Raw genomic sequence first — 20,561 nt, forward strand, 5'->3', positions numbered from 1 at the left:
CGTCGTCACGGCGGCCTGCCTACAATCCGGGATGCACATGATAGGGCACCGACATGACCTATTGCGTTGGAATCGAGGTGGACGAGGGCCTGGTCTTCGCTGCCGACACCCGGACCAATGCCTCGCTGGACGATGTGCGCGTGCACCGCAAGCTGCACGTGTTCGAGTATCCCGGCCAGGCAGCCTACGTGCTGATGGCGGCTGGCAACCTGGCCACCACCCAGCTGCTGGTGTCGCGCCTGGGGCGCGATGCCGCAGAGCGGCGCGTGCCCAACCTGCGCGACATGCCCCACCTGTTCGAAGCCGCCGAGTACGTCGGCCAGCTGCTGGTGGACAGCCAGGTGCACACCAACCACAGCGAACATGGCCACGATGGGGTCAATACCCAGGCCACGCTGATCTTCGGCGGGCAGATCGCCGGCGAGCGCCCCGGGCTGTACATGATCTATCCGCTCGGCAACGCCATCGCCGCCTCGCCGGAGACGCCCTACCTGCAGATCGGTGAATCCAAGTACGGCAAGCCGATCCTCGACCGCATCCTCAGCCCGGCCACGCGTCTGGAGGATGCCGCACGCACGGCGATCGTCTCGTTGGACTCCACCATCCGTTCCAACCTGTCGGTGGGCCTGCCGATCGACCTGGCGCTGCTGCGCGACGGCGAACTGCGCATCGGCCAGCAGCTGCGGCTGGGTGCGGATTCCACGCTGTATGCAGACATCCACCAGAACTGGTCGCGGCGGCTGGAACAGGCAGTGGACGCCCTGCCGCGCTTCCCCTGGGAAACCGACGGACGGTAGTGCCGGCCGCTGGCCGGCAACCGCGTTGATCCCACCACACAGGGATGCCGGCCAGCGGCCGGCACTACCGCGACATCAGCCCAGCGCTTCGGACACCGCGCGGAACACCTGCTGCATCTGCAGCGGCTTGCGCAGCACGTGCACCTGCACGCCAGCGGGAAATGCATCGGCCGCCACCTCCACCGCTGCGTCTTCCAGCACCAGCGCCGGGCCGCGATAGCCCAGCGTGGCCATCTCGCCCAGCAGCTGGCTGGCCGGCAACAACTTCGAGCCGGCGTCGGCAATCACCAGCGCCGGCATTGCCTCCTGCTGCATCCAGCGCAGCGCCGCCGGGCCATCGGAGGCCAGCTGCAGCTGATATCCCTGGCTTGACAGCGCATTGCCGAGCAACGACAGGCGCGTGGCCTCGCCATCGACCACCAGGATCGACTGGCCACTGCCCAGGGCCACCAGCTGCTCGATCGGCTCACTGCCGTCGCTGGCTTCGTGCATCGGCAAGTGCAGTTCGAAGCAGGTGCCCTGCCCCGGCTGGCTGCTGACATGGATGCTGCCGCCGGCACCTTCGACGATGCGCTTGCAGGAAATCAGGCCCAGGCCGGTGCCGTCGGCCTTGGTGGTGAAGAACGGATTGAACAGGTGCGACAGCGTGTCGGCATCCATGCCGATGCCTTCATCGGCCACGCAGATCCGCATCCAGTCCACGCCATCGCGCTGGCCGGCATGGCTGGCGGTCAGGCTCAGGCGACCGCCGTTGGGCATCGCCTGGATCGCGTTGAGCGCCAGGTTCAACATCACCTGCTGCAGCTCGGTGTAGTTGGCATCGACCACCAGGCCTTCGTCCTGCACCTGCAGTTCCAGGCGCACGGCATCGGGCACGTTGCTGCGCAACAGCAGTGCAACCGCATCGAACAGGCCATCGATCTCGATGCGCTCGCTCGGCTTGCGCGAACCGCGCACGAACGACAGCATCGATTCGGCCATCTCATGACCACGGCGACCGCACTCGGCGATGACATCGGCCAGGTGGTGCAGCTGCGGATCCTCGGTGCGCGCCTTCAGCAGGTCCGGCATGATCAGCAATGGCTGCAGGATGTTGCGCAGGTCATGGCTGAGGCCGGCAGCAAGCAGCGACAGGCTTTCCAGGCGCTGCGCGCGCATCAGCTCGGTTTCCACCCGTGCACGCTCCACCGCGCTGCGTGCATCGCGGATCGCACGCGCCACCGCCGACGGCAGGCGCGCCGGCAGATGCTTGATGATGTAGTCATTGGCGCCCTTCTGCAGCGCCGCCACCGCGTTCTCCTCACCCATCGTGCCGGAGACGAAGATGAAGGGCACGTCCGGCGAGGTCTCGCGCACGATGCGCAGCGCGTCATCACCGGAGAACCCCGGCATGCTCAGGTCGGACAGCACGATGTCCGGCTGGAACGCAGCCAGTGCCTGGCGCAGTTCCGCCTCGCTCTCGACACGCTCGAAGCGGGCGTCCAGGCCCGCGTCGAGCATCTGTTCGGACATCAGCTCGGCATCCTCTGGTGAGTCTTCCACCAGCAGGATGCGCAGCGCCCCCAGGGCGGGACCGGTCAGGGGCATGGGCTCACTCGAGTTCCGGTGCCTGGTTGATCAACGCCCAGAACTTGCCCAGGGTCTGCACCGCGCCGAAGAACTGGTCCACGTCCACCGGCTTGACCACGTAGGCGTTCACGCCCATGTCCCAGCTGCGGGCCAGATCGCTTTCCTCGCGCGAGGACGACAGGATCACCACCGGCAGGCGCTTGAGTTCTTCATGCTCGCGGATCTGCCGAAGCACTTCCAGGCCATCCATGCGCGGCATCTTGATGTCCAGCAGCAGCACCGCCGGCAGGCCTTCCTCGCGATTGGCGAAGGCGCCGCGGCGCAGCAGGTAGTCCATCACTTCCACGCCGTCTTCGACGTGCACGATGGGATTGGCCAGACGCGCCTCTTCCAGGGCGTCGATCGCCATTTCGGCATCCGCCGGGCTGTCTTCGGCGAGAAGAATGGTGCGCAGAGTGGTCATGCAGAAGGCCCTTGTTTGTCCGCGTCGATCGCGGGAGGCAGGTAGAAGTGGAAGGTGGCGCCGACGTCCGGTTCGGCCTCGGCCCAGATACGGCCGCCATGGCGGGTCAGCACGCGGCGCACGCTGGCCAGGCCGATGCCGGTACCCGGGTAGTCGCTGGCCTTGTGCAGGCGCTGGAATACACCAAACAGCTTGCCGGCGTAGGCCATGTCAAAGCCTGCACCATTGTCGCTGACCGTGAACTGATGGCCGCCATCGGGCTGCGGCTGGTAGTCCACGCGGATCTTCGCCGGCTCGCGGTTGCCCGAGTACTTCACCGCGTTGCCGAGCAGGTTCAGCCAGACCTGGCGGATCATGTTCTCGTCGCCCACCACGATCGGCAGCGGCGCGATGCTCCACTCCACGTGGTGCGCATGCCCGCTGTTCTCGGCCTCGGCCTGCAGGTTGGCATCGAGCATGGCGCGGGTATCGGCCACCAGCGACTGCATGTCCACCGCCTGCTGGCGCATCGCCGCGCGGCCCAGCCGCGAATAGACCAGCAGGTCGTCGATCAGCGCCGCCATGCGCCGGGCCGAACTGGAGATCACCTCCAGGTAATGCCGGCTCTTGTCATCGGCGGCGTCGCCGAGGTGGCGCGACAGCTTGTCGGAGAATCCGGCCACGTGGCGAAGCGGCGCACGCAGGTCATGCGAAACCGAGTAGCTGAAGGCTTCCAGCTCGCGGTTGACCTCGGACACCTGCGCGACCTTGCCCTCCAGCTGGCGGTTCAGCTCTTCCACGCGCAGCTGCACTGCGCGCTGCATGGTGACGTCGCTGATGGTCAGCAGCACCACTTCGTCATCGGTGTCGGGCAGCGGCATGCGCCGTGCGTTGAGCAGCATGTAGCGCACCATGCCATCGGCGGTACGCTGCTCATGCTCGAAGTCCCAGAGTTCGCGGCCACGCGACAGCACATCGGCCAGGCGCTGGCGCACCACCGGATCCCGCCAGGCGCCGTCGCCGATGTTTTCCAGCAGCAGGCCATCGGCGCGCTCGTCCTGCAGGTCATACAGTTCGGCGAACGCCGGGTTGTGCAGCTGCACGCGCAGGTCGCGGTCGAGCAGCACGATCGGTTCGCGCACGGTCTGCAGCACCGACGCCGCGCGTGCGGCCGAGCGCAGCGATTGCCGTTCCGCATGCAGGCGGCGGCCGATCTGCCGCTGCAGCAGCCACAGCACCAGGCCGAGCAGGGCCAGCTGGATCGCCAGCGAACTCCACGACACCAGTTCGGTCTGCTTGCGCTGGCGCGCGGCCTGCTGGGCGCGCAGTGCCAGCAGATTCTGCTCGCTGGCCTGCAGCTCCTCCACCAGGCCACGGATCGGATAACGCGTGCTCAGGTCCTGCACCAGCTCACGCTGGTCGGAGTTCGGTTCGGACCGGGCCAGCTCGCGGGCAAGCGCCATGCGGCCTTCGAGCATCGATTCGATCCGACCAATGCGGATCAGCTGATCGGGATTGTCACGCGTCATCCGGCCCAGTTCGGCCAGGCGCCCGGGGATCTCGTTGGCCTTGGCCATCCGCTCGCGCAGGCCGGGCGCATCCACGCCCTTGGACAGGGTCAGCGCGGCGGATTCGACGTCGCGCACATCGGCCTGCAGCTGTTGCAGCGCCACACCAACGGACTGGGTGTGGTTGACCCAGGCCATCGCCTCTTCGCTGTCCTGCTGCAGTTTGCGCAGGGTCAACCACGGCACCACGATGATCGCGGCAGCCGCCAGCGCCAGGGCCGGCAACCGCCAGCGGTCCCAGATGTCGTCACTGAAAACCAGCGCCATAGTTCCTCGTCAGCACGGCCGCAGAGCGGGACCCGGGACGAGCCCGGCTGCGGCGGAACCGGCAATATAGCGCAGGCAATCACAACTCTGGAGTCCAAAGCGCGGCAGGCTGAACGGGCCCCCGCAGCCGGCCCCATACGCGAGTGGGCGCCCCCCTCGGGGCGCCCACCCTGTTCAACGGTCGGTGGATGCTCAGCGCTTGGCAGCGGCGCTGACCTTAAGCGCGGCGGCATCGACGCGGGTCACGCCCTTGATGCCCTTGGCGGTGTTGACCGCCTTGTCCTTCTCCGCCTGCGTAGCGACGGCACCGCTCAGGCTGACCACGCCGTTCACGGTTTCCACCTTGATCTCGGTGCCCGGAACGTTGCTGCTGGCCAGCAGGTCGGCCTTCACCTTGGTGGTGATCCAGGTATCGGTCACCGGCTCATTGGAGTCGTGACGATCGGCATGGGTCGTCGGATGGGTGCTGGTCGGCGGGCTCTTCGCGGCCGGGTCCTTGGCGAATGCGGCCGAGGAGGACAGCGCCAGGCCCAGGGTCAGGGCGGAAGCAATCAGCGTGCGGGTGGTATTGCTCATCGTGTCGTACTCCTTCGGAATGTGCTGCCAGTCTGGACAACCCACCGTAGAGCAGGCGTGGCGTTGCGGTCATGCCGCCGTGAATCGAAACGTTTCCAATGGCAACCGTTCAGTTTTGGACTGCCAGCACCCTTCGTTTACCCTGCCCTTCCCACTGCCGGAGCCCTGCCATGTGCGCCGACCTGCAACTGGCCCTGATCGGCTACGGCCTCGCCGGCCGCGTCTTCCATGCACCGCTGATCCAGCACACCCCCGGGCTGGCGCTGCACAGCATCGTCAGTTCACAACGCGACACCCTGCTGCGTGCGTTCAGCGATGTGCACGTGCGTGCCACGCCGCAGCAGGTATTCGATGATCCGGCCGTGGATGCCGTAGTGATCGCCACGCCGAACGAACAGCACGCGCCACTGGCCATCGCGGCGCTAGCGGCAGGCAAGCATGTGCTGGTCGACAAGCCGTTCGCGCTGGATGTGGCCGAAGCGGAAACGGTGCTGGCTGCGGCACGCGATGCCGGGCGCATCGCCACCGTGTTCCAGAACCGGCGTTTCGATGCCGACTTCCTCACCCTGCAGTCGCTGCTGGCCGAAGGCAGCTTGGGCGACGTGGCCGAGTGCCACGCGCACTTCGACCGTTACCGTCCGCAGGTGCGCGACCGCTGGCGCGAACAGGACGGGCCCGGCAGTGGCCTGTGGTACGACCTCGGTCCGCACCTGCTGGACCAGATGCTGGTGCTGTTCGGCTGGCCCGAGGCAATCGATGCCGACCTGGCCGTGCAGCGCGAAGGTGGCGGCGGCATCGATTACTTCCACGCAATACTGCACTACCCACGGCATCGGGCGATCGTCCATGCCGGTTCCCTGGTGGCAGCGCAGACGCCGCACTTCAGTGTGCATGGCAGCGCCGCCAGCTGGATCAAGCACGGCGTGGACGTGCAGGAGGCGCAGCTGCGCCGCGGCGTGGCGCCGGGCGCACCAGGCTGGGGCATCGATCCGCAGCATGGCGAGCTGGTGCGCTGCGATACCGAAGACAACGTGCAACGCAGCACCGTCGACAACCTGCCCGGCGACTATCGCCGGTTGTATGCGCAGTTCGCGGCGGCGATGCACGGCGAGGGCGAAGCCACGGTCAGCCCGGTGCAGGCGCTGCAGCTGATGCGGTTGCTGCAGGCCGGCATGGACAGCGCGCGCGAAGGGCGGCGGATCGCGTTGGGGTGATCGGCAGGGCTTCGCCCTGCACCCGCACAAGCGGTAGTGCCGGCCGCTGGCCGGCAACCTCAACAGCAACTGCAAAAAACGGCTACCCGTGAGATGGCGGCCCCCCCCGCCTTCGACAGTTATCCGCGCCCGACGGTAGGTGTCGACCTTGGTCGACACATCCACGCCATGCGTGGATGACGTGGCAATGACCGAAGAAGGCTTTTGTAGAGTCGAGCCATGCTCGATTGGCTGCATGGGGTCAGAGCCCGTTCCCGCGGAAAGGGATCCGACCCCGATCTGCCTGGGGCCGGATCCCTTCGGCAACGCCGAAGGGCTCTGACGCCACCGCAGTGCTTACGACTTCTTGATGGCGTGGCCGCCGAATTCATTGCGCATCGCCGACAGCAGGCGGTCGGTGAACGAATTCGATTCGCGCGAGCGCAGGCGTTCCAGCAGCGACAGCGTAATCACCGGCGCCGGCACATCCAGCGCGATGGCTTCGGCCACGGTCCAGCGGCCTTCGCCGGAATCCTCCACGTACGGGGCAATGCCATCCAGCGAAGGATTGCGCTTGAGGGCTTCGGTGCTCAGGTCCAGCAGCCACGAACGCACCACGCTGCCGTGGCGCCACACCTCGGCCACCTGCGCCAGGTCCAGTTCCATCTCCTGCTTGCGCTCCATCAGCGCGAAGCCTTCGGCATAGGCCTGCATCATTCCGTACTCGATGCCGTTGTGGACCATCTTGGTGAAGTGGCCGGCACCGGACGGGCCGACGCGCCCCCACCCACGATCTTCGGCCGGGGCCAGCGTGCGCAGCAACGGTGCGATCTGCTCCACCACCGACGCTTCGCCACCGACCATCAGGCTGTAGCCCTCCTGCAGGCCCCACACGCCACCGCTGGTGCCGCAGTCGACGTAGCCCAGATCGTCCTCGGCCAGCGCCTTGGCGCGGCGGATCGAGTCCTGGTAGTTGGAGTTGCCGCCGTCGATGACGATGTCACCCTCGGCCAGGTGCGGGGTCAGCTGGCCCAGCGTCTGGTCGACGGTTTCGCCGGCCGGTACCATCAGCCACACCACGCGCGGCACCGGCAGCGCGGCCACGGCGGCGGCCAGCGAATCAACCACCTCCAGGCCGGCCTCGGCGGCGCGCTGGCGGGCGCCTTCGCCCGGGTCGTAGCCGACCACGCGGTGGCCGCCGCGATGCAGGCGCTGGGCCATGTTGGCGCCCATGCGGCCGAGGCCGATCATTGCAATATCCATTGTTTCACCTTCAGTTGGGGTCTAGGGTCAGGCTGCCTGGCCTGCCGGTAGCCGCGCAGTGGCGCAGCTGCGCCTCGCGCCAACGCCGGTAGAGCGTGGTATGCAGATTGTGCACCGCCAGGTCGATTGAAAACGGGGTTCGCGGGTTGCGATCGAGCAGGCGGGCGACGTGGTAGCCGATGGGACGTATACCGCGTGGATGCACATAGATCACGAACTGCTGGTAGAACGGATCGTCCAGCAGCTGGTCCATGCGCGCGAGCGTGTCGTGGTAGCGCGGCGCCAGCCGTGCGCGCAACTGCGGATCGCGCTCGAACAGCAGGCGCTCGAAGTAGCGCTGGCCGATGCGCGGGATGTCCTGCGCCAGTTTCCAGAGTTCGGCATTGCGCTGGTCGTACCAGGCCAGGCCGCCGTGCTGCGCCAGGGCCTGCGCAGCGCCCTCGCCCACAGTGACGACCACGAAGTTCTCGGCCTGGTTGCTCAGGTCATCCAGCGTACCGTTGTCGTACACATGTTCGATGAAGCCGGGCACACCCACGAACGCCTGCCGCCCCATCGCCGAGGTGCGCACCGCCTTGCCATCGGCGAAGAACTCGCCCGCGTGCGCGCCAAGCAGGATGCTGTCGGTGGCGCGCAGCGCGAGGAAGGTGCCGATCGACAGTTCATCCGCTGCGAACTCTGTATCGAACGCAGCATCGCCATACAGCTCGCGCTGGGTGGCCAGCTGCGCGACCTGGCGGCCGACACCGCACTCGGCGCGCACGGCACCGCTGTAGAACGCCTGCAGCGCATGGCTGTTGCCCGCACTGGGCACGAAGCCACGGCCGAAACTGCGCGTACGCTGCCAGCCCTGTGCCGGCGCGCCGCGCAGACCAAAGCCGATCCAGCCCAGTTGCGGGCCGGAGAAGCGGAACGTGGCATTGCCCTGCAATGCCGAGGTCGCGCGCCGCGTGGCCGCCCCCAGCTCGAAGGCATAGGCGCAGACCGTAGCAGGGTCTTCCAGCAGCTGCTGCAGCAGTGCCTGTCGTTCGCCTGCAGGCAGATCCGCCGACCAGCGTACGCGCAGGTCACCCGCTGCCTGTGCCGCGGCGAGCGAGGAACGCGTACACACCGGGCCCTTGTGTACCTGCGGTGTGCGCAGCCCGGCATCCTCGAAGCGCCACCCCAACCGCTGCAACAGGCCCTGCGTACAGTCCGGGGATGGCGCTGCGACGACCCACGCGGGCGCCAGCAGCAGGGCTGCAATCAGCCACCTGCCGCGCACGCTCAGCCCTGGTCCGTGACCGCCGGGGCGGGGGCGGGCTCCGGTGCCGCTGCCGGCGATGGCGACGGCTTGCCCGCCGCGGCCGGCAGGTACTGCTGCAGGCGCTGGAAGAAGCGACGATAGAACTCGGCATCGGTGACCGTGCTGCTGGCCACCTTCACCAGCGAGTCGTCGTTGCTGCCGAAGGGCAGCGATACCGAACCCAGCGCTCCCACACCGACACTGGCCGAGGTCGGGCTCTTCTTCAGCGCGTAGCGATCCTGCACTGCGCTGACGAACACCAGCGTCTGGCCGCCACGCGGGGCGCAGGAGATGCGCAGCACCAGCTGCTCATGGTCATCCTCGCGCGGCTGGAAGTTCTTGTTGCCTTCCACCTGTGCATCGTCGGAACGGGCGATGGCATAGCCCTGGCTGAGCAGCGTGCGGCGCGCCGCTTCGCAGGCTTCGCCCGGGCGCCCATCGACCGTGCGCGAGAAGGTATCGCCGGAGTCGAAGGACTCGCGCAACACGGTGCTGTCGGCGGCACGGCCACCGCAGGCCGAGAGGATCAGGGCGCTGGTGAGCGCCACGGCGGCGCTGGAAAGACGGGAGGCCCGCATGGGTACTCCTGCGAGAACGGAAGCACCAAGGGTAGTCCCACCCCCGTGTGCGGCAGGTCGACATACCCTCCCACGTTGCTCCCGGTTCATGCACGAAAAAGGGGACGGAGGGAATTAAGTCGTTTGTGCCACAAACGACTTAATTCCCTCCGTCCCCTTTTACGCCGAGGGGCCGGCAATGCCGGCCCCTGAGGTGTCACATGCCGTGGCCGGCTCAGTCCGCCCAGCGCCCCGCGCCGGTGGACTGCGGCAGCACCTGGGCCGACAGCGGGCGGTCATTGGCCAGCAGATTGACCGCGTCAGCGAGGATCGAGGCCGACTCGCGCAGCAGCGGGTCCGGACGCTTTTCAGCGGCCTTCTCACGGGCGGCATCCTTGACGATGTCGCGCTCGTTGCCGGTCAGGCCATCGTCGCTGCTGTCGTCGGCCAGCGGGTCCAGGGCCAGGCCCAGTTCCTTGCGCTGCACCTGGCGCTCCTTGCGCTGGGCGTCCTGGCGCTCGCGCTCGGCACGACGGGTCGCCTCGTTGAGCGAGATGTACTTCTTCGCGGCCTCGGTGCGGAACTGCTCCACGTCCTCGTTCCACCACTGGAATTCCTTGTCAGTGGCGATGCGCGCGTCGTGACGGGTCTCCAGCTTCGGCAGCAGCGGCGCGAAGTTGCCGTACTGGGTGTGCGGCACGGCGGCGATGCGGGTCCACGGCAGGGCGTTGTCGTACGTGCTTTCGCCGAATTCGGTGGCATCGACGCTGGCCGGGAAGGCCAGGTCCGGCACCACACCCTTGTGCTGGGTGCTGCTGCCGCTGATGCGGAAGAACTGGGCGATGGTCAGCTTGACCTGGCCGAAGCGCTGGGTCTCGCCGCTCGGCCAGCGATCGAGGTCGACGATGTTCTGCACGGTGCCCTTGCCGAAGCTGGTTTCACCGATCACCAGGCCACGGCCGTAGTCCTGGATGGCACCGGCGAAGATCTCCGAGGCCGAGGCCGAACCGCGGTTGATCAGCACCGCCAGCGGGCCGTCCCACGCCACGCCCTGGTTGCGGTCGCTGTTGACGGTAACGCGGCCACCGGACTCGCGCACCTGCACCACCGGGCCCTGTTCAATGAACAGGCCGGTCAGTTCGATCGCTTCATCCAGCGAGCCGCCCCCGTTGTTGCGCAGGTCCAGCACCACGCCATCCAGCTTGTCGTTCCTGAAGCCGGCCAGCAGCTTGGCGACGTCGCGGGTGGCCGAAGCGTAGTCAGCGGCATTGCGGCGACGGCCTTCGAAGTCCTGGTAGAAGGTCGGCAGCTTGATCACGCCGATCCTGCGCGCCGGTTCGCCGTTGGCGGCCGGGATGCTCATGGTCTCGCCCTTGGCGGCCTGTTCGGCCAGGCGCACCTTCTGGCGGGTCAGGACCAGCGTGTGGTGCTTGCCGTCCACGCCCTCGGCGGCCGGGATGAATTCCAGCTTGACCTGGGTATCCTTGGCACCGCGGATCTTGGCCACGACGTCGTCGATGCGCCAGCCGATCACATCCTCGACCAGGCCGGACTTGCCCTGGCCAACGCCGACGATGCGGTCCCCCGGCTTCAGGGTGCCGTCCACTGCGGCCGGACCACCGGCGATGATCTCGCGGATCACCACCATGTCGTCCTGCCGCTGCAGCTGCGCACCGATGCCTTCCAGCGACAGCGACATCGCCTGGTTGAAGTTCTCGGCGGTGCGCGGGGTGAAGTAGTCGGTGTGCGGATCGACAGCGCTGGTGTAGGCGTTCATGAAGAACTGGAAGACGTCTTCGCCCTTCAGCTCGTTGACCGACTTCTCCAGCGTCGCGTAGCGCTTGTCCAGCGTCTTGCGGATGTCGTCCGGCTTCTTGCCGGCCAGCTTCAGGCGCAGCCAGTCGTTCTTCACCGACTTGCGCCACAGCTCATCCAGTTCGGCACTGCTGGCCGCCCACGGAACCTTCTTGCGGTCGTATTCGAAGCGCTCGTCGGTGGTGAAGTCCGGCTCCTGCTTGAGCAGCTTGCGCGCATAGGCCACGCGCTCGCCGACGCGCTGCTTGTAGACCGCGAACACCTGGAACGCCGGCTCCAGCTCGCCGCCACGGATGGCCGAAGAGATGTTGGCTTCGAACGGCGCGAAGCGCGCCACGTCGGCCTGGGTGAAGTACTGCTTGCCGCCGTCCAGGGTCTCCAGGTAGCGCTTGAACACGTCCTTGGAGGTGGCCTCGTCCAGCGCGCGCGGGCGGTAGGCGTAGCGGCTGTCGGACAACAGGCCGTACACCAGCTTGGAGGTGGTCACCTGATCGGCGGTGGCCGCCGCGGGCAATGCGGGCGAGTCGGCCTTGGCCGCCAGCGCCAGCGGCGCGACCAGCGCCAGGGCCATCAGGAATGCGGGGGCTTTGAATTTCATTGACGTGCTCGAAGGCGCCTTGCCAAGGGGGAGACTGCAGGGTGTTCAGACACCACGACAGTGCCGAAAGTTGCCGGGTTTGTCATCCGGCCGCGCTCGGTGGAAAACCAGCCTAGCCGGGCCGGTGTAGCAAATTGTGAATGCATGCAGAGCCGAGCCCATGCTCGGCTGGCCGGCAGCAGGCAGCCGAGCATGGGCTCGGCTCTACGGCAGGCAGAGGTATGCGGACCAACGGTCCGCACCCACCTCAGGAGACGCCGGCGCCCTTGGCCTGCACGTCAGCGTGGTACGACGAGCGCACCATCGGGCCGGACGCCACGTGGCTGAAGCCCAGCGCGTAGCCGTAGTCTTCCAGCGCCTTGTAGTCCTCGGGGGTCCAGTACTTCAGTACCGGGTGGTGATGCGCGGTCGGCTGCAGGTACTGGCCGATGGTGATCATGTCCACATCGTGCGCGCGCAGGTCGCGCATGGTGGCCTTGATCTGTTCGAAGTCTTCGCCCAGGCCCAGCATGATGCCGCTCTTGGTCGGCACGTCCGGGTGCTGTGCCTTGAAGTTCTTCAGCAGGTTCAGCGACCACTGGTAGTCCGCACCCGGGCGCACGTTGCGGTACAGGTCCGGCACGGTCTCGATGTTGTGGTTGAACACATCCGGCGGGTTCTGCGCCAGGATCTCCAGCGCGCGCTCCATGCGGCCCTTGCCACGGAAGTCCGGGGTCAGCACTTCGATGCGGGTACCCGGCGACTTTTCGCGGATGGCGGTGATGCAGTCGACGAAGTGCTGGGCACCGCCGTCACGCAGGTCATCGCGGTCGACGCTGGTCACCACCACGTACTTCAGGCCCATGTCGGCCACGGTCTGGCCGAGGCTGGCCGGTTCGTTGGCATCCGGCGGCTTCGGGCGGCCATGGGCCACGTCGCAGAACGAGCAGCGGCGGGTGCAGACCTCGCCGAGGATCATGAAGGTGGCGGTGCCATGGCCGAAGCATTCGTGGATGTTCGGGCAGCTGGCTTCCTCGCACACCGTCACCAGGCGGTTCTCGCGCAGCTTGGCCTTGAGGTTCTGCACGGCGTTGCCCGAGGGAATGCGCACGCGGATCCAGGACGGCTTGCGCAGCACCGGCGCGTCGGCGAACTGCACCGGCGAACGGTTGATCTTGTCACCGCCCAGCTGCTTGACCCCGGCCTGCAACGGCGCGGCGGACGGAGAGTCGCCCTGCACGATCTGCAGGGGAATGGAACGGGCGGTGGTTTCAGTCATGGCAGTTCCGGGGGGCGGTCAGGCGGCCGCAGAAAGATCGGGCAGTTCCGGCGTGTGCTGCAGCAGCAGGCCGAACTGGCGGGCCAGGTGGTCCAGCAGCACCGGCTTGACGGCATCCAGCCCGGAGGGGCCGCCCAAGTCTACCACCGAGGTCACCTGCAACCCCTGATAGCCACAGGGGTTGATGCGGTGGAAGGGTTCCAGGTCCATGGCCACGTTGAAGGCCAGGCCATGGAAAGTGCAGCCGCGGCGCACGCGGATGCCAAGCGCAGCGATCTTGGCGCCACCGACGTAGACGCCCGGGGCGCCCTCGCGGCGTTCGGCGCCGATGTTCCACTCGGCCAGGGTATCGATGAGGGCCTGCTCGATGCGGCACACGTAGTCGCGCACACCGATGCCCAGCCGCGGCAGGCGCAACAGCGGGTAGACCACGATCTGGCCGGGCCCGTGATAGGTCACCTGGCCGCCACGGTCCACGTGCAGCACGGGGATGTCACCCGGCGCCAGCACGTGCTCATCCTTGCCGGCCTGGCCCAGGGTGAACACCGGATCGTGCTCGACTACCCACAGTTCGTCGGCGTCGGCGTCGCTGCGCTGGTCGGTGAAGCGCTGCATGGCGCGCCACACCGGCTCGTACGCCTGGCGGCCGAGGTCGCGGACCACCGCCGGACGCGGCGCGCGGTCTTCCGGGGCGGCTTCGGCCGGGCAGCTGTCGGCTACAGCGTCCACTTCACTTCCGGGTGGTCGCGCAGCGCCTGGTGCGCCAGGTCGTACTGCTCGCGGCTCTCGGCCTTGAACACGATGCGGACGGACACGTACTTGCCGTTGGACGAATGCTTCCAGCTGATGCGTTCGTTCACCACATCGATGCCGGCAGCCAGCAGCAGACGGGGAAGCTCATGCTCCAGGCCGCGGTTGGCCGGGCCCATGGCGCTGAGCTCGAACTGGCCGGGGAACTGGAAGCCGTGGTCGGGGTTGTCGGACTTGATTTCCATGGCCCCATTATCGGGCCGCAGGGCAACAAACCCAAGAGTATTCATCAACGTCAAAGACAGCACTGGCGGCCTGCTGCGTTGCAGCTGGCCCAAAAGCGGGGGCGGAGAGCCCAACGGCAGCTGACTGGTTCTTTCGGCCCCTCACTGACCGGGGCATCGTGCGCGCGGCCTGCAGTCGCCTTCACGCCAGGCCTGCGGCGCGTGCGCGGGTAACGAATTGTGTCCGCCGGACAATGTTGTTTTCGGAACAGACAAGTGATCCCAACGTGCTCGTTCCGGCGCGCGGGCACGAGTACCGTAGCGTTGCAGAAAACGACAGAAAACCGCCTCCTTCCCCATGAGCATTCCATCCATGCGTAGTGTCGCAGCCCTCGGGCTGGCCGGCCTGCTGGCCTCTGCCCTCCCCTTTGCCGCCCAGGCGGCCGAACAATGTGGCCCGGACGCGATGCGCGATCACCCGCCGCAGGTCAATTTCCGCGTCGACAACGACCTGTTCGGCGGCCGCCACCAGGACCAGGGCTATACCAACGGTGCGCTGTTGACCCTGGTCTCGCCCAATCTGGTCGATTACACCGACGACCCGTGCCTTCCACGCATGGCGCGCTGGGTGAACCAGTACCTGGAAGGCCTGCATCCGGGCAGGTTCGAACAGCAGAACATGATCTTCAGCATCGGCCAGGGCATCTTCACCCCGACCGATTTCAGCCGCAGGGACCTGATCGAGGACGACCGCCCTTACGCGGGCGTACTGATCGCAAATTTCGGTTTCAATGCGCGCAGCGGCGACCGCCTGCAGACCACCCAGCTGACGTTGGGCGTAGTTGGCCCGTGGGCACAGGGCAAGCAGGTGCAGAATGCCGTGCACGAAGTGCTGGGCGACGAGAAATTCAAGGGCTGGGACAACCAGCTGCACAACGAGCCGCTGTTCATGCTGACCCATGAGCGCATGCGCCGCTGGCCGGGTGATGCCAGCATCAATGCCGACGGCTGGGGTTGGGACGCGATCAGCCACTACGGCGGCTCGATCGGCAACCTGGAAACCAAGGCCAACCTCGGCGGTGAAGTGCGCTTCGGCTGGAAGCTGCCGGACGACTTCGGCAGCACGCCGTTGCGCCCGGCCGGTGAGAACACGGCACCGACCCGCAGCGGCCGTCCCAATGGCTGGTCCTGGCACCTGTTCGCGACCTCGGACGCGGCCTGGGTGATCCGCGACATCACGCTGGATGGCAACACGTTCCGCAACAGTCACAGCGTGGACAAGCGCCATGTGGTGGCCTACGGCGGCTATGGCGTGGCCGTGATGTACGGACGCTGGAAGTTCGCCGCTGCGCGTTACCACAGCACGCGGGAGTTCAACGGCCAGCGCCAATCGCCGGTGTTCGGCAGTTTCACCATCAGCCGCTCGCTGTAGGCGAGGGGCTGAGGGTGAAGCGGGTAGGTGCCGACCGTTGGTCGGCACACCGGTTACCGCATCGCTCGCTGCAAGTCAGGCGCTGCAGGTGGTGCCGGCCGCTGGCCGGCTGCCGGCAGTTCCGGATGAGTTGCTGGGGAGCCGGCCAGCGGCCGGCTCTACCCGCATCCGGGTGGGGTCATGGGGAGCCGGCCAGCGGCCGGCACGACCCGCATCCGGATGGGCTCACGCGGAGCCGGCCAGCGGCCGGCTCTACCCCCCGCGTGCGGGGGGAAGCGGCCTTCCGAAACAGAAAAGGCCGGCATTTGCCGGCCTTTTCGTTCACCACGCAAAGGCGTGGATCATTCCGATTCCCACCACATCCAGAAGCTGTCCCACAGGCGCTTGAAGAAGCCGGCCTGCTCGACGGCGGCCACGGCCACCAGCGGTGCCTCGGCGATGACCTTGCCATCCAGCGTGACCTTCACGGTGCCGATCTGCTGGCCGGCAGTGAACGGTGCTTCCAGGGTCTTGGGCACGTCGATGCTCGGCTTCAGGTCGTTGTAGCGGCCGCGCGGCACGCTCACCAGCATCGGCTGGGCCACGCCCAGCTGCACCTTGTCGGTGGTGCCCTTCCAGACCTTGTGCTCGGCCACGGCCTTGCCCGGCTCGTACAGGCGGTGGGTCTCGAAGAAGCGGAAGCCCCAGTTCAGCAGGGCCAGGCTGTCGTCGGCACGCTGCTTCTCCGACGCACCACCCAGCACCACGGCGATCAGGCGCTGGTCACCACGCTGGGCCGAGCTCATCAGGCAGTAGCCGGCTTCGGAAGTGTGGCCGGTCTTGATGCCGTCCACGCTGCCATCGCGCCACAACAGCAGGTTGCGGTTCGGCTGCTTGATGTTGCCGACCTGGAATTCCTTGATCTTGTTGTACGCGTAGGTTTCCGGGTAATCACGCACCATTGCGCGGCCCAGCAGCGCCAGGTCGTAGGCGGTGCTGTGGTGGCCCTGTGCGGTCAGGCCATGGGCGTTGACGAAGTGCGAGTCCTTCATGCCGATCTTGGCGGCGTAGCTGTTCATCAGCGACGCAAAGGCTTCTTCGCTGCCGGCCACGTGCTCGGCCAGGGCGATCGCGGCGTCATTGCCGGACTGGATCGCCATGCCCTTTTCCATGTCTTCCAGGCGTGCGGTCTGGTTGACCGGGAAGCCGCTGTAGCTGCCATCGGTGCCGGCGCCACCCTCGCGCCAGGCGCGCTCGCTCATCATCACCTGGTCATCCGCACGGACCTTGCCGTTCTTGACCTCGGCGGCGATCACGTAGGACGTCATCACCTTGGTGATGCTGGCCGGGGCCAGCTGCTCGTGGATGTTCTCGCCAGCCAGCACCTGGCCGGTGGCGTAATCCATCAGGACCCAGGCCTTGGACACGCTCGGCGCCGGGGCCGGCGGAGTGGCGACGGTGGCCGGGGCAGCAGCGGCGGCGGCAGGCGCCGGCGTGGCCGGGGTCGGCAGCGGCGTCTGGGCGGAAGCCAGGCCCACCACCAGGGTGGCGGCCAGGGCGGTGGCGGCGGAACGGAAATTCATTGGACAGCAGGCTCCAGGGGACGGCCGGGAATGGAGGGTGGAACGTAACGGCCATTGTAAGGCCGGGGGAGCATGGGCCGGCAGCACCGGCCCGGGCGGATCAATCCTTGACGATCTGCGGCGAACCCAGGCCCAGACCGGCGATGCGGCCGACAAGTTCCGCCGCACTGGCATGGTCGTTGGCGGGAACGCGCAGGCGGAACAGCGTGCGGCCACCGGCGGCGATATCGCTGATGGTCGCGCCGACGATGCCTGCGGCATTGAGCTGGCCCATCGCGCGGTTGGCGTTGTCTCGGCTGGAGAAGCTGGCGACCTGCACCATCACCGCGCCCACCACCTGCTGCGACAGGCTGGGTGCCGCCGGCGTAGCGGCGACGGTGCGCACCGGTGCCGGCGCGACGGCGCGCGGCGCAGCGCTGGCGACTGCAACCGGTGCCGGTGCAGTGCTGCGCACCAGCGGCGCACTCGGCGGCAGGCTGCTGACCGCCACATCTGGCACAGTGCTGGCCACACCCTGGGTGGTGGCCGGCTGGCCACGCGCCGGCATGCCATCGGCCGGCAGACCCTTGACCAGGCGATCGATATCGCTGTCGGCGGTTGCGCGCGCGGTCGGTGCCGGGCGCGCACTTGCCACCGCGGCTGCCGCTTCGGCGGCACGACGCTCGCGGCGCGACGGCTTCTGCGCCAGCAGGTTGCTCTCGCCCGGCTGCAGCGCGCGCACTTCGACGTTGCCGGTGCCGCGCTGGGTGATGCCCAGGCGCACCGCGGCGGCATAACTGAGATCGACCACGCGGCCATCGTGGAACGGGCCGCGATCGTTGACGCGCACGATCACCGACTCGCCGTTGTCGAGGTTGGTCACGCGGGCGAAGCTGGGCAGCGGCAGCGTCTTGTGCGCGGCGGTGAACTGGTACATGTCGTAGACCTCGCGGTTGGAGGTCAGGCGACCATGGAACTTGGCGCCGTAGTACGACGCGGTGCCGCGCTCGACATAGTCATGGGTATCGTCGAGCACCTTGTACGACTTGCCCAGCACCACGTACGGCGACTTGTTGCCGATCGCCGAGCGCTCCTCGGCGGTCACTTCCGGCTCGGGAATGCAGGCCACGTTGGGAATGTAATCCGGCGTGCTGTCGCGCACGCCCGGCTTGTACAGGCCACCGGCGGTGTAGTTGCCGCGGGTACTCAGGTCTTCCTTGGCCGCCGCGTACGGCGACCCTTCCGGACAGTGTGCCGGGCGCGAGCCGCGCCCCTGCACCAGGGTGCCACCCGACTTGCCACCATGGCCGGCCGTGGCCGGCTTCTTCGGCGCGCTGCTGCAGGCAGCCAACGCGAGGACGATCAAGCCTGGGACCAGCCATCTGATGTTCATGCCGGGGGCAGCTCCTGTCCGGCGATGGCCTGGGACAACTGGAACACGGCCATCGCGTACATCTTCGAGAGGTTGTAGCGGGTGATCGCGTAGTAGTTCTGGAAGCCCAGCCAGTACTGCTTGCCGGTGCTGCCTTCAAGCGTGATCGGGGTGGCGGTGGCGCCCGGCTGCACCGACGCGCTCGGCTGGTAGCCGCGCTGCGCCAGGTCGGCCATCGACCAGGTCGGCATCCATTCGGTCGGATTGAACTCCTCGCGTCCCGGCGCCAGCGTGGCCGGCACGGCCACCTGTCCGCCACGCACCCAGCCGCCCTTCTTCACGAAGTAGTTGGCGATGGACGAGAACACGTCGTCGTAGCTGGTGAACAGGTCGCGGCGGCCATCACCGTTTCCGTCCACGGCGTAATCCAGATAGCTGGACGGCATGAACTGGCCCATGCCCATCGCGCCGGCATAGCTGCCCTTGAGCGTGGTGATGTCCAGGTTCTCTTCGCGGCCCAGCTCGAACAGCTTGGCCAGCTCATCGCGGAAGAACAGCTCGCGGCGCACTTCGCGTTCCAGCTTGGCCGGGTCGCCGCTGCGCGGGTAATAGAACGCCAGCGTGTACAGCGCATCGAGCACGCGATGGCTGCCAGCATTCCTGCCGTAGCTGGTTTCCACACCGATGATCGCGACGATCACTTCGGCCGGCACGCCGGTGCGCTGCTGCACGCGATCCAGTTCGGCGCGGTGTTCGGCCAGGAACGCGCGGCCGCCATCGATGCGCGCCTTGCTGATGAACATCGGCCGGTACTCATTCCACGGCTTGACCCGTTCGGCCGGGCGCGACATCGCGGCGATGATCGGCTGGCGCACCTGCGCCTGGTCGAGCACGCTGCTGATCTGCTCCGGCTTCAGGCCATAGCGCTTGGCGGTATCGGCAATGAAGCGGGCCCGTGCGACCTCGAACGGCACCGGGGTGAGATCGACAGGCGCCGCGGTGGCGGCGGTGGCTTCAGGCGCGGCCTCGGCCGGGCCATGGGCCTTGGCGGCGGGCTGGCGCGGCGTACTGCTGGCCTGGGGCGAAGACGGTGGGGACTTCGGCTGGGTCGCGCAGGCGACCAGGCCGAGGGTGAGCATGCAGGCCAGAGTGCGTCGAATCATCGTCGCAGGTTAGCAGGTCATGGATGAATTAAAACCCCTAACACCATGAATCACAACGATTTGCCTGCGACCAGCGGGAAATGTGAAGGCATCGTGATCGCCCTTCCCCATTCAGATAGAGGTTGCCGGTTGCGTCCCCATCCCCGCAGACGCAACCGGCGACCGGATCCGGTCGGTACCTGCGCGGCTGCCGCTCCCCAGTGGCAGTGCCCCGCGCTCCCTGTACCCGTTGGATCAGTACTGCTTCCCGCCCGACGCCCCCTCGCGCTGCAACGATTGACGGCGCGCCGTGCCGAACGGGCCGCCATTGTGCAGGCCGATTACGACAAGTCCATTGATCAAGATCAACGCGGTGTAAAAGTGTGAACCAGCTAACGTTTTTTACGGACTTTCGTCAGCGGGCGTGCTGTCGTGCATCGGTGTGAGAACGCTTCCACAACGGGCGTTGCGCAGTCAGGAAGTTTCCAGCCAACGGCGCAGCCCCTCGTGGGTGGCCGCGAAAAGCAGTTCATGGGTGGGGCCGGGTAGACGGGCTGCGCAGGGGCCGCTGCAAGTACGTCCATGTAAGCTCGGTCGCCGCATCCATGCGGCTCACGCCCCTGCGCAGCCCCTCTACCCGGCCACGGACAGGTTCCGTGCGCGTCTACCCACGGCGAAGTAAAGAGAAGATCAAAAGCAGAGGCGGCCTGGCGGGTCGCTTCATTGCCGTGTGTAGAGCCGAGCCATGCTCGGCTCACGAGCAAGCGCAGCGTCGCGATCCGCTTTTGATCTTCTTTTTCTTCTCCGTGGGTGGCAGACCTCCGAAATCTGTCAGAAGCCGGTCGGGTTGGGTACGCGGGGGTGTCAGCCGCCAGGCTTCGGCTGCCAAGCCTCCAGGGACGGATTAAAGGC

At 67.2% G+C, this 20,561-nt stretch carries 18 protein-coding genes; 4 read left to right on the plus strand and 14 right to left on the minus strand.

Annotated elements, in window-relative coordinates; translation table 11 throughout:
- Positions 1-53: 53 nt before the first annotated feature.
- The gene (locus AC5JLE_RS11320; protein WP_496065314.1) at positions 54-797 is read left to right on the plus strand and encodes a proteasome-type protease; all 744 of its coding nucleotides are present in this window, start codon (positions 54-56) and stop codon (positions 795-797) included.
- A 75-nt stretch (positions 798-872) separates the two neighbouring features.
- Here the strand turns inward: AC5JLE_RS11320 and AC5JLE_RS11325 are convergent, their stop codons facing one another.
- The 4 genes from AC5JLE_RS11325 to AC5JLE_RS11340 form a co-directional block, all read right to left on the minus strand.
- Positions 873-2,384 (minus strand): ATP-binding response regulator, encoded by a 1,512-nt coding sequence (locus tag AC5JLE_RS11325; protein ID WP_046432552.1) that lies wholly within the window; start codon positions 2,382-2,384, stop codon positions 873-875.
- A gap of 4 nt (positions 2,385-2,388) precedes the next feature.
- Positions 2,389-2,829 (minus strand): response regulator, encoded by a 441-nt coding sequence (locus tag AC5JLE_RS11330; RefSeq protein ID WP_005411057.1) that lies wholly within the window; start codon positions 2,827-2,829, stop codon positions 2,389-2,391.
- On the minus strand, positions 2,826-4,643 hold the full coding sequence (locus AC5JLE_RS11335) for a sensor histidine kinase (RefSeq protein WP_046432554.1): 1,818 nt from the start codon (positions 4,641-4,643) through the stop codon (positions 2,826-2,828). The genes AC5JLE_RS11330 and AC5JLE_RS11335 overlap by 4 nt, the downstream gene beginning before the upstream one ends.
- Positions 4,644-4,835: 192 nt before the next feature.
- The gene (locus tag AC5JLE_RS11340) at positions 4,836-5,219 is read right to left on the minus strand and encodes a BON domain-containing protein (RefSeq protein WP_014648433.1); all 384 of its coding nucleotides are present in this window, start codon (positions 5,217-5,219) and stop codon (positions 4,836-4,838) included.
- Between the two features lie 170 nt (positions 5,220-5,389).
- Here AC5JLE_RS11340 and AC5JLE_RS11345 point away from each other — a divergent pair, with 170 nt between their 5' ends.
- Complete coding sequence (locus AC5JLE_RS11345) at positions 5,390-6,433, plus strand: oxidoreductase (protein ID WP_496065315.1); 1,044 nt, start codon at positions 5,390-5,392, stop codon at positions 6,431-6,433.
- A 336-nt stretch (positions 6,434-6,769) separates the two neighbouring features.
- Here the strand turns inward: AC5JLE_RS11345 and gnd are convergent, their stop codons facing one another.
- The 7 genes from gnd to AC5JLE_RS11380 all read right to left on the minus strand — a co-directional run bounded on the left by gnd (position 6,770) and on the right by AC5JLE_RS11380 (position 14,183).
- Positions 6,770-7,675 (minus strand): phosphogluconate dehydrogenase (NAD(+)-dependent, decarboxylating), encoded by a 906-nt coding sequence (gnd, locus tag AC5JLE_RS11350; RefSeq protein ID WP_014648435.1) that lies wholly within the window; start codon positions 7,673-7,675, stop codon positions 6,770-6,772.
- Positions 7,676-7,685: 10 nt separating this feature from the next.
- Positions 7,686-8,924 carry a hypothetical protein gene (locus tag AC5JLE_RS11355; protein WP_496065317.1) on the minus strand — a complete coding sequence of 413 codons (1,239 nt, stop codon included), beginning with the start codon at positions 8,922-8,924 and terminating at the stop codon, positions 7,686-7,688.
- Positions 8,925-8,941: 17 nt separating this feature from the next.
- Positions 8,942-9,538, minus strand: a complete 597-nt coding sequence (locus AC5JLE_RS11360) for a DUF2242 domain-containing protein (RefSeq protein WP_032960208.1) — start codon at positions 9,536-9,538, stop codon at positions 8,942-8,944.
- 214 nt (positions 9,539-9,752) lie between these two features.
- Positions 9,753-11,930 carry a carboxy terminal-processing peptidase gene (locus tag AC5JLE_RS11365; RefSeq protein WP_142235160.1) on the minus strand — a complete coding sequence of 726 codons (2,178 nt, stop codon included), beginning with the start codon at positions 11,928-11,930 and terminating at the stop codon, positions 9,753-9,755.
- 247 nt (positions 11,931-12,177) lie between these two features.
- A complete protein-coding gene (gene lipA, locus AC5JLE_RS11370) occupies positions 12,178-13,188 on the minus strand; it encodes a lipoyl synthase (protein ID WP_014648439.1) in 1,011 nt (336 codons plus the stop codon).
- A gap of 18 nt (positions 13,189-13,206) precedes the next feature.
- Complete coding sequence (gene lipB / locus AC5JLE_RS11375; RefSeq protein ID WP_014648440.1) at positions 13,207-13,917, minus strand: lipoyl(octanoyl) transferase LipB; 711 nt, start codon at positions 13,915-13,917, stop codon at positions 13,207-13,209.
- Positions 13,905-14,183, minus strand: a complete 279-nt coding sequence (locus AC5JLE_RS11380) for a YbeD family protein (protein WP_005411067.1) — start codon at positions 14,181-14,183, stop codon at positions 13,905-13,907. Before AC5JLE_RS11380 ends, lipB begins: the two co-directional genes overlap by 13 nt.
- A gap of 352 nt (positions 14,184-14,535) precedes the next feature.
- Here AC5JLE_RS11380 and AC5JLE_RS11385 point away from each other — a divergent pair, with 352 nt between their 5' ends.
- The gene (locus AC5JLE_RS11385) at positions 14,536-15,594 is read left to right on the plus strand and encodes a lipid A deacylase LpxR family protein (protein ID WP_080281880.1); all 1,059 of its coding nucleotides are present in this window, start codon (positions 14,536-14,538) and stop codon (positions 15,592-15,594) included.
- 341 nt (positions 15,595-15,935) lie between these two features.
- On the opposite strand, the gene AC5JLE_RS11390 is transcribed toward AC5JLE_RS11385, so the two are convergent.
- From AC5JLE_RS11390 to mltB, 3 genes are all read right to left on the minus strand, one after another.
- On the minus strand, positions 15,936-17,156 hold the full coding sequence (locus AC5JLE_RS11390) for a D-alanyl-D-alanine carboxypeptidase family protein (protein WP_049449942.1): 1,221 nt from the start codon (positions 17,154-17,156) through the stop codon (positions 15,936-15,938).
- 100 nt (positions 17,157-17,256) lie between these two features.
- Positions 17,257-18,528 carry a septal ring lytic transglycosylase RlpA family protein gene (locus AC5JLE_RS11395; protein WP_049443676.1) on the minus strand — a complete coding sequence of 424 codons (1,272 nt, stop codon included), beginning with the start codon at positions 18,526-18,528 and terminating at the stop codon, positions 17,257-17,259.
- A complete protein-coding gene (gene mltB, locus AC5JLE_RS11400; RefSeq protein WP_496065316.1) occupies positions 18,525-19,670 on the minus strand; it encodes a lytic murein transglycosylase B in 1,146 nt (381 codons plus the stop codon). Before mltB ends, AC5JLE_RS11395 begins: the two co-directional genes overlap by 4 nt.
- Before the next feature lie 45 nt (positions 19,671-19,715).
- Here mltB and AC5JLE_RS11405 point away from each other — a divergent pair, with 45 nt between their 5' ends.
- Positions 19,716-20,036 (plus strand): DUF8588 domain-containing protein, encoded by a 321-nt coding sequence (locus AC5JLE_RS11405; protein ID WP_369334251.1) that lies wholly within the window; start codon positions 19,716-19,718, stop codon positions 20,034-20,036.
- Positions 20,037-20,561: the final 525 nt, after the last annotated feature.

The organism is Stenotrophomonas sp., assembly GCF_059505245.1.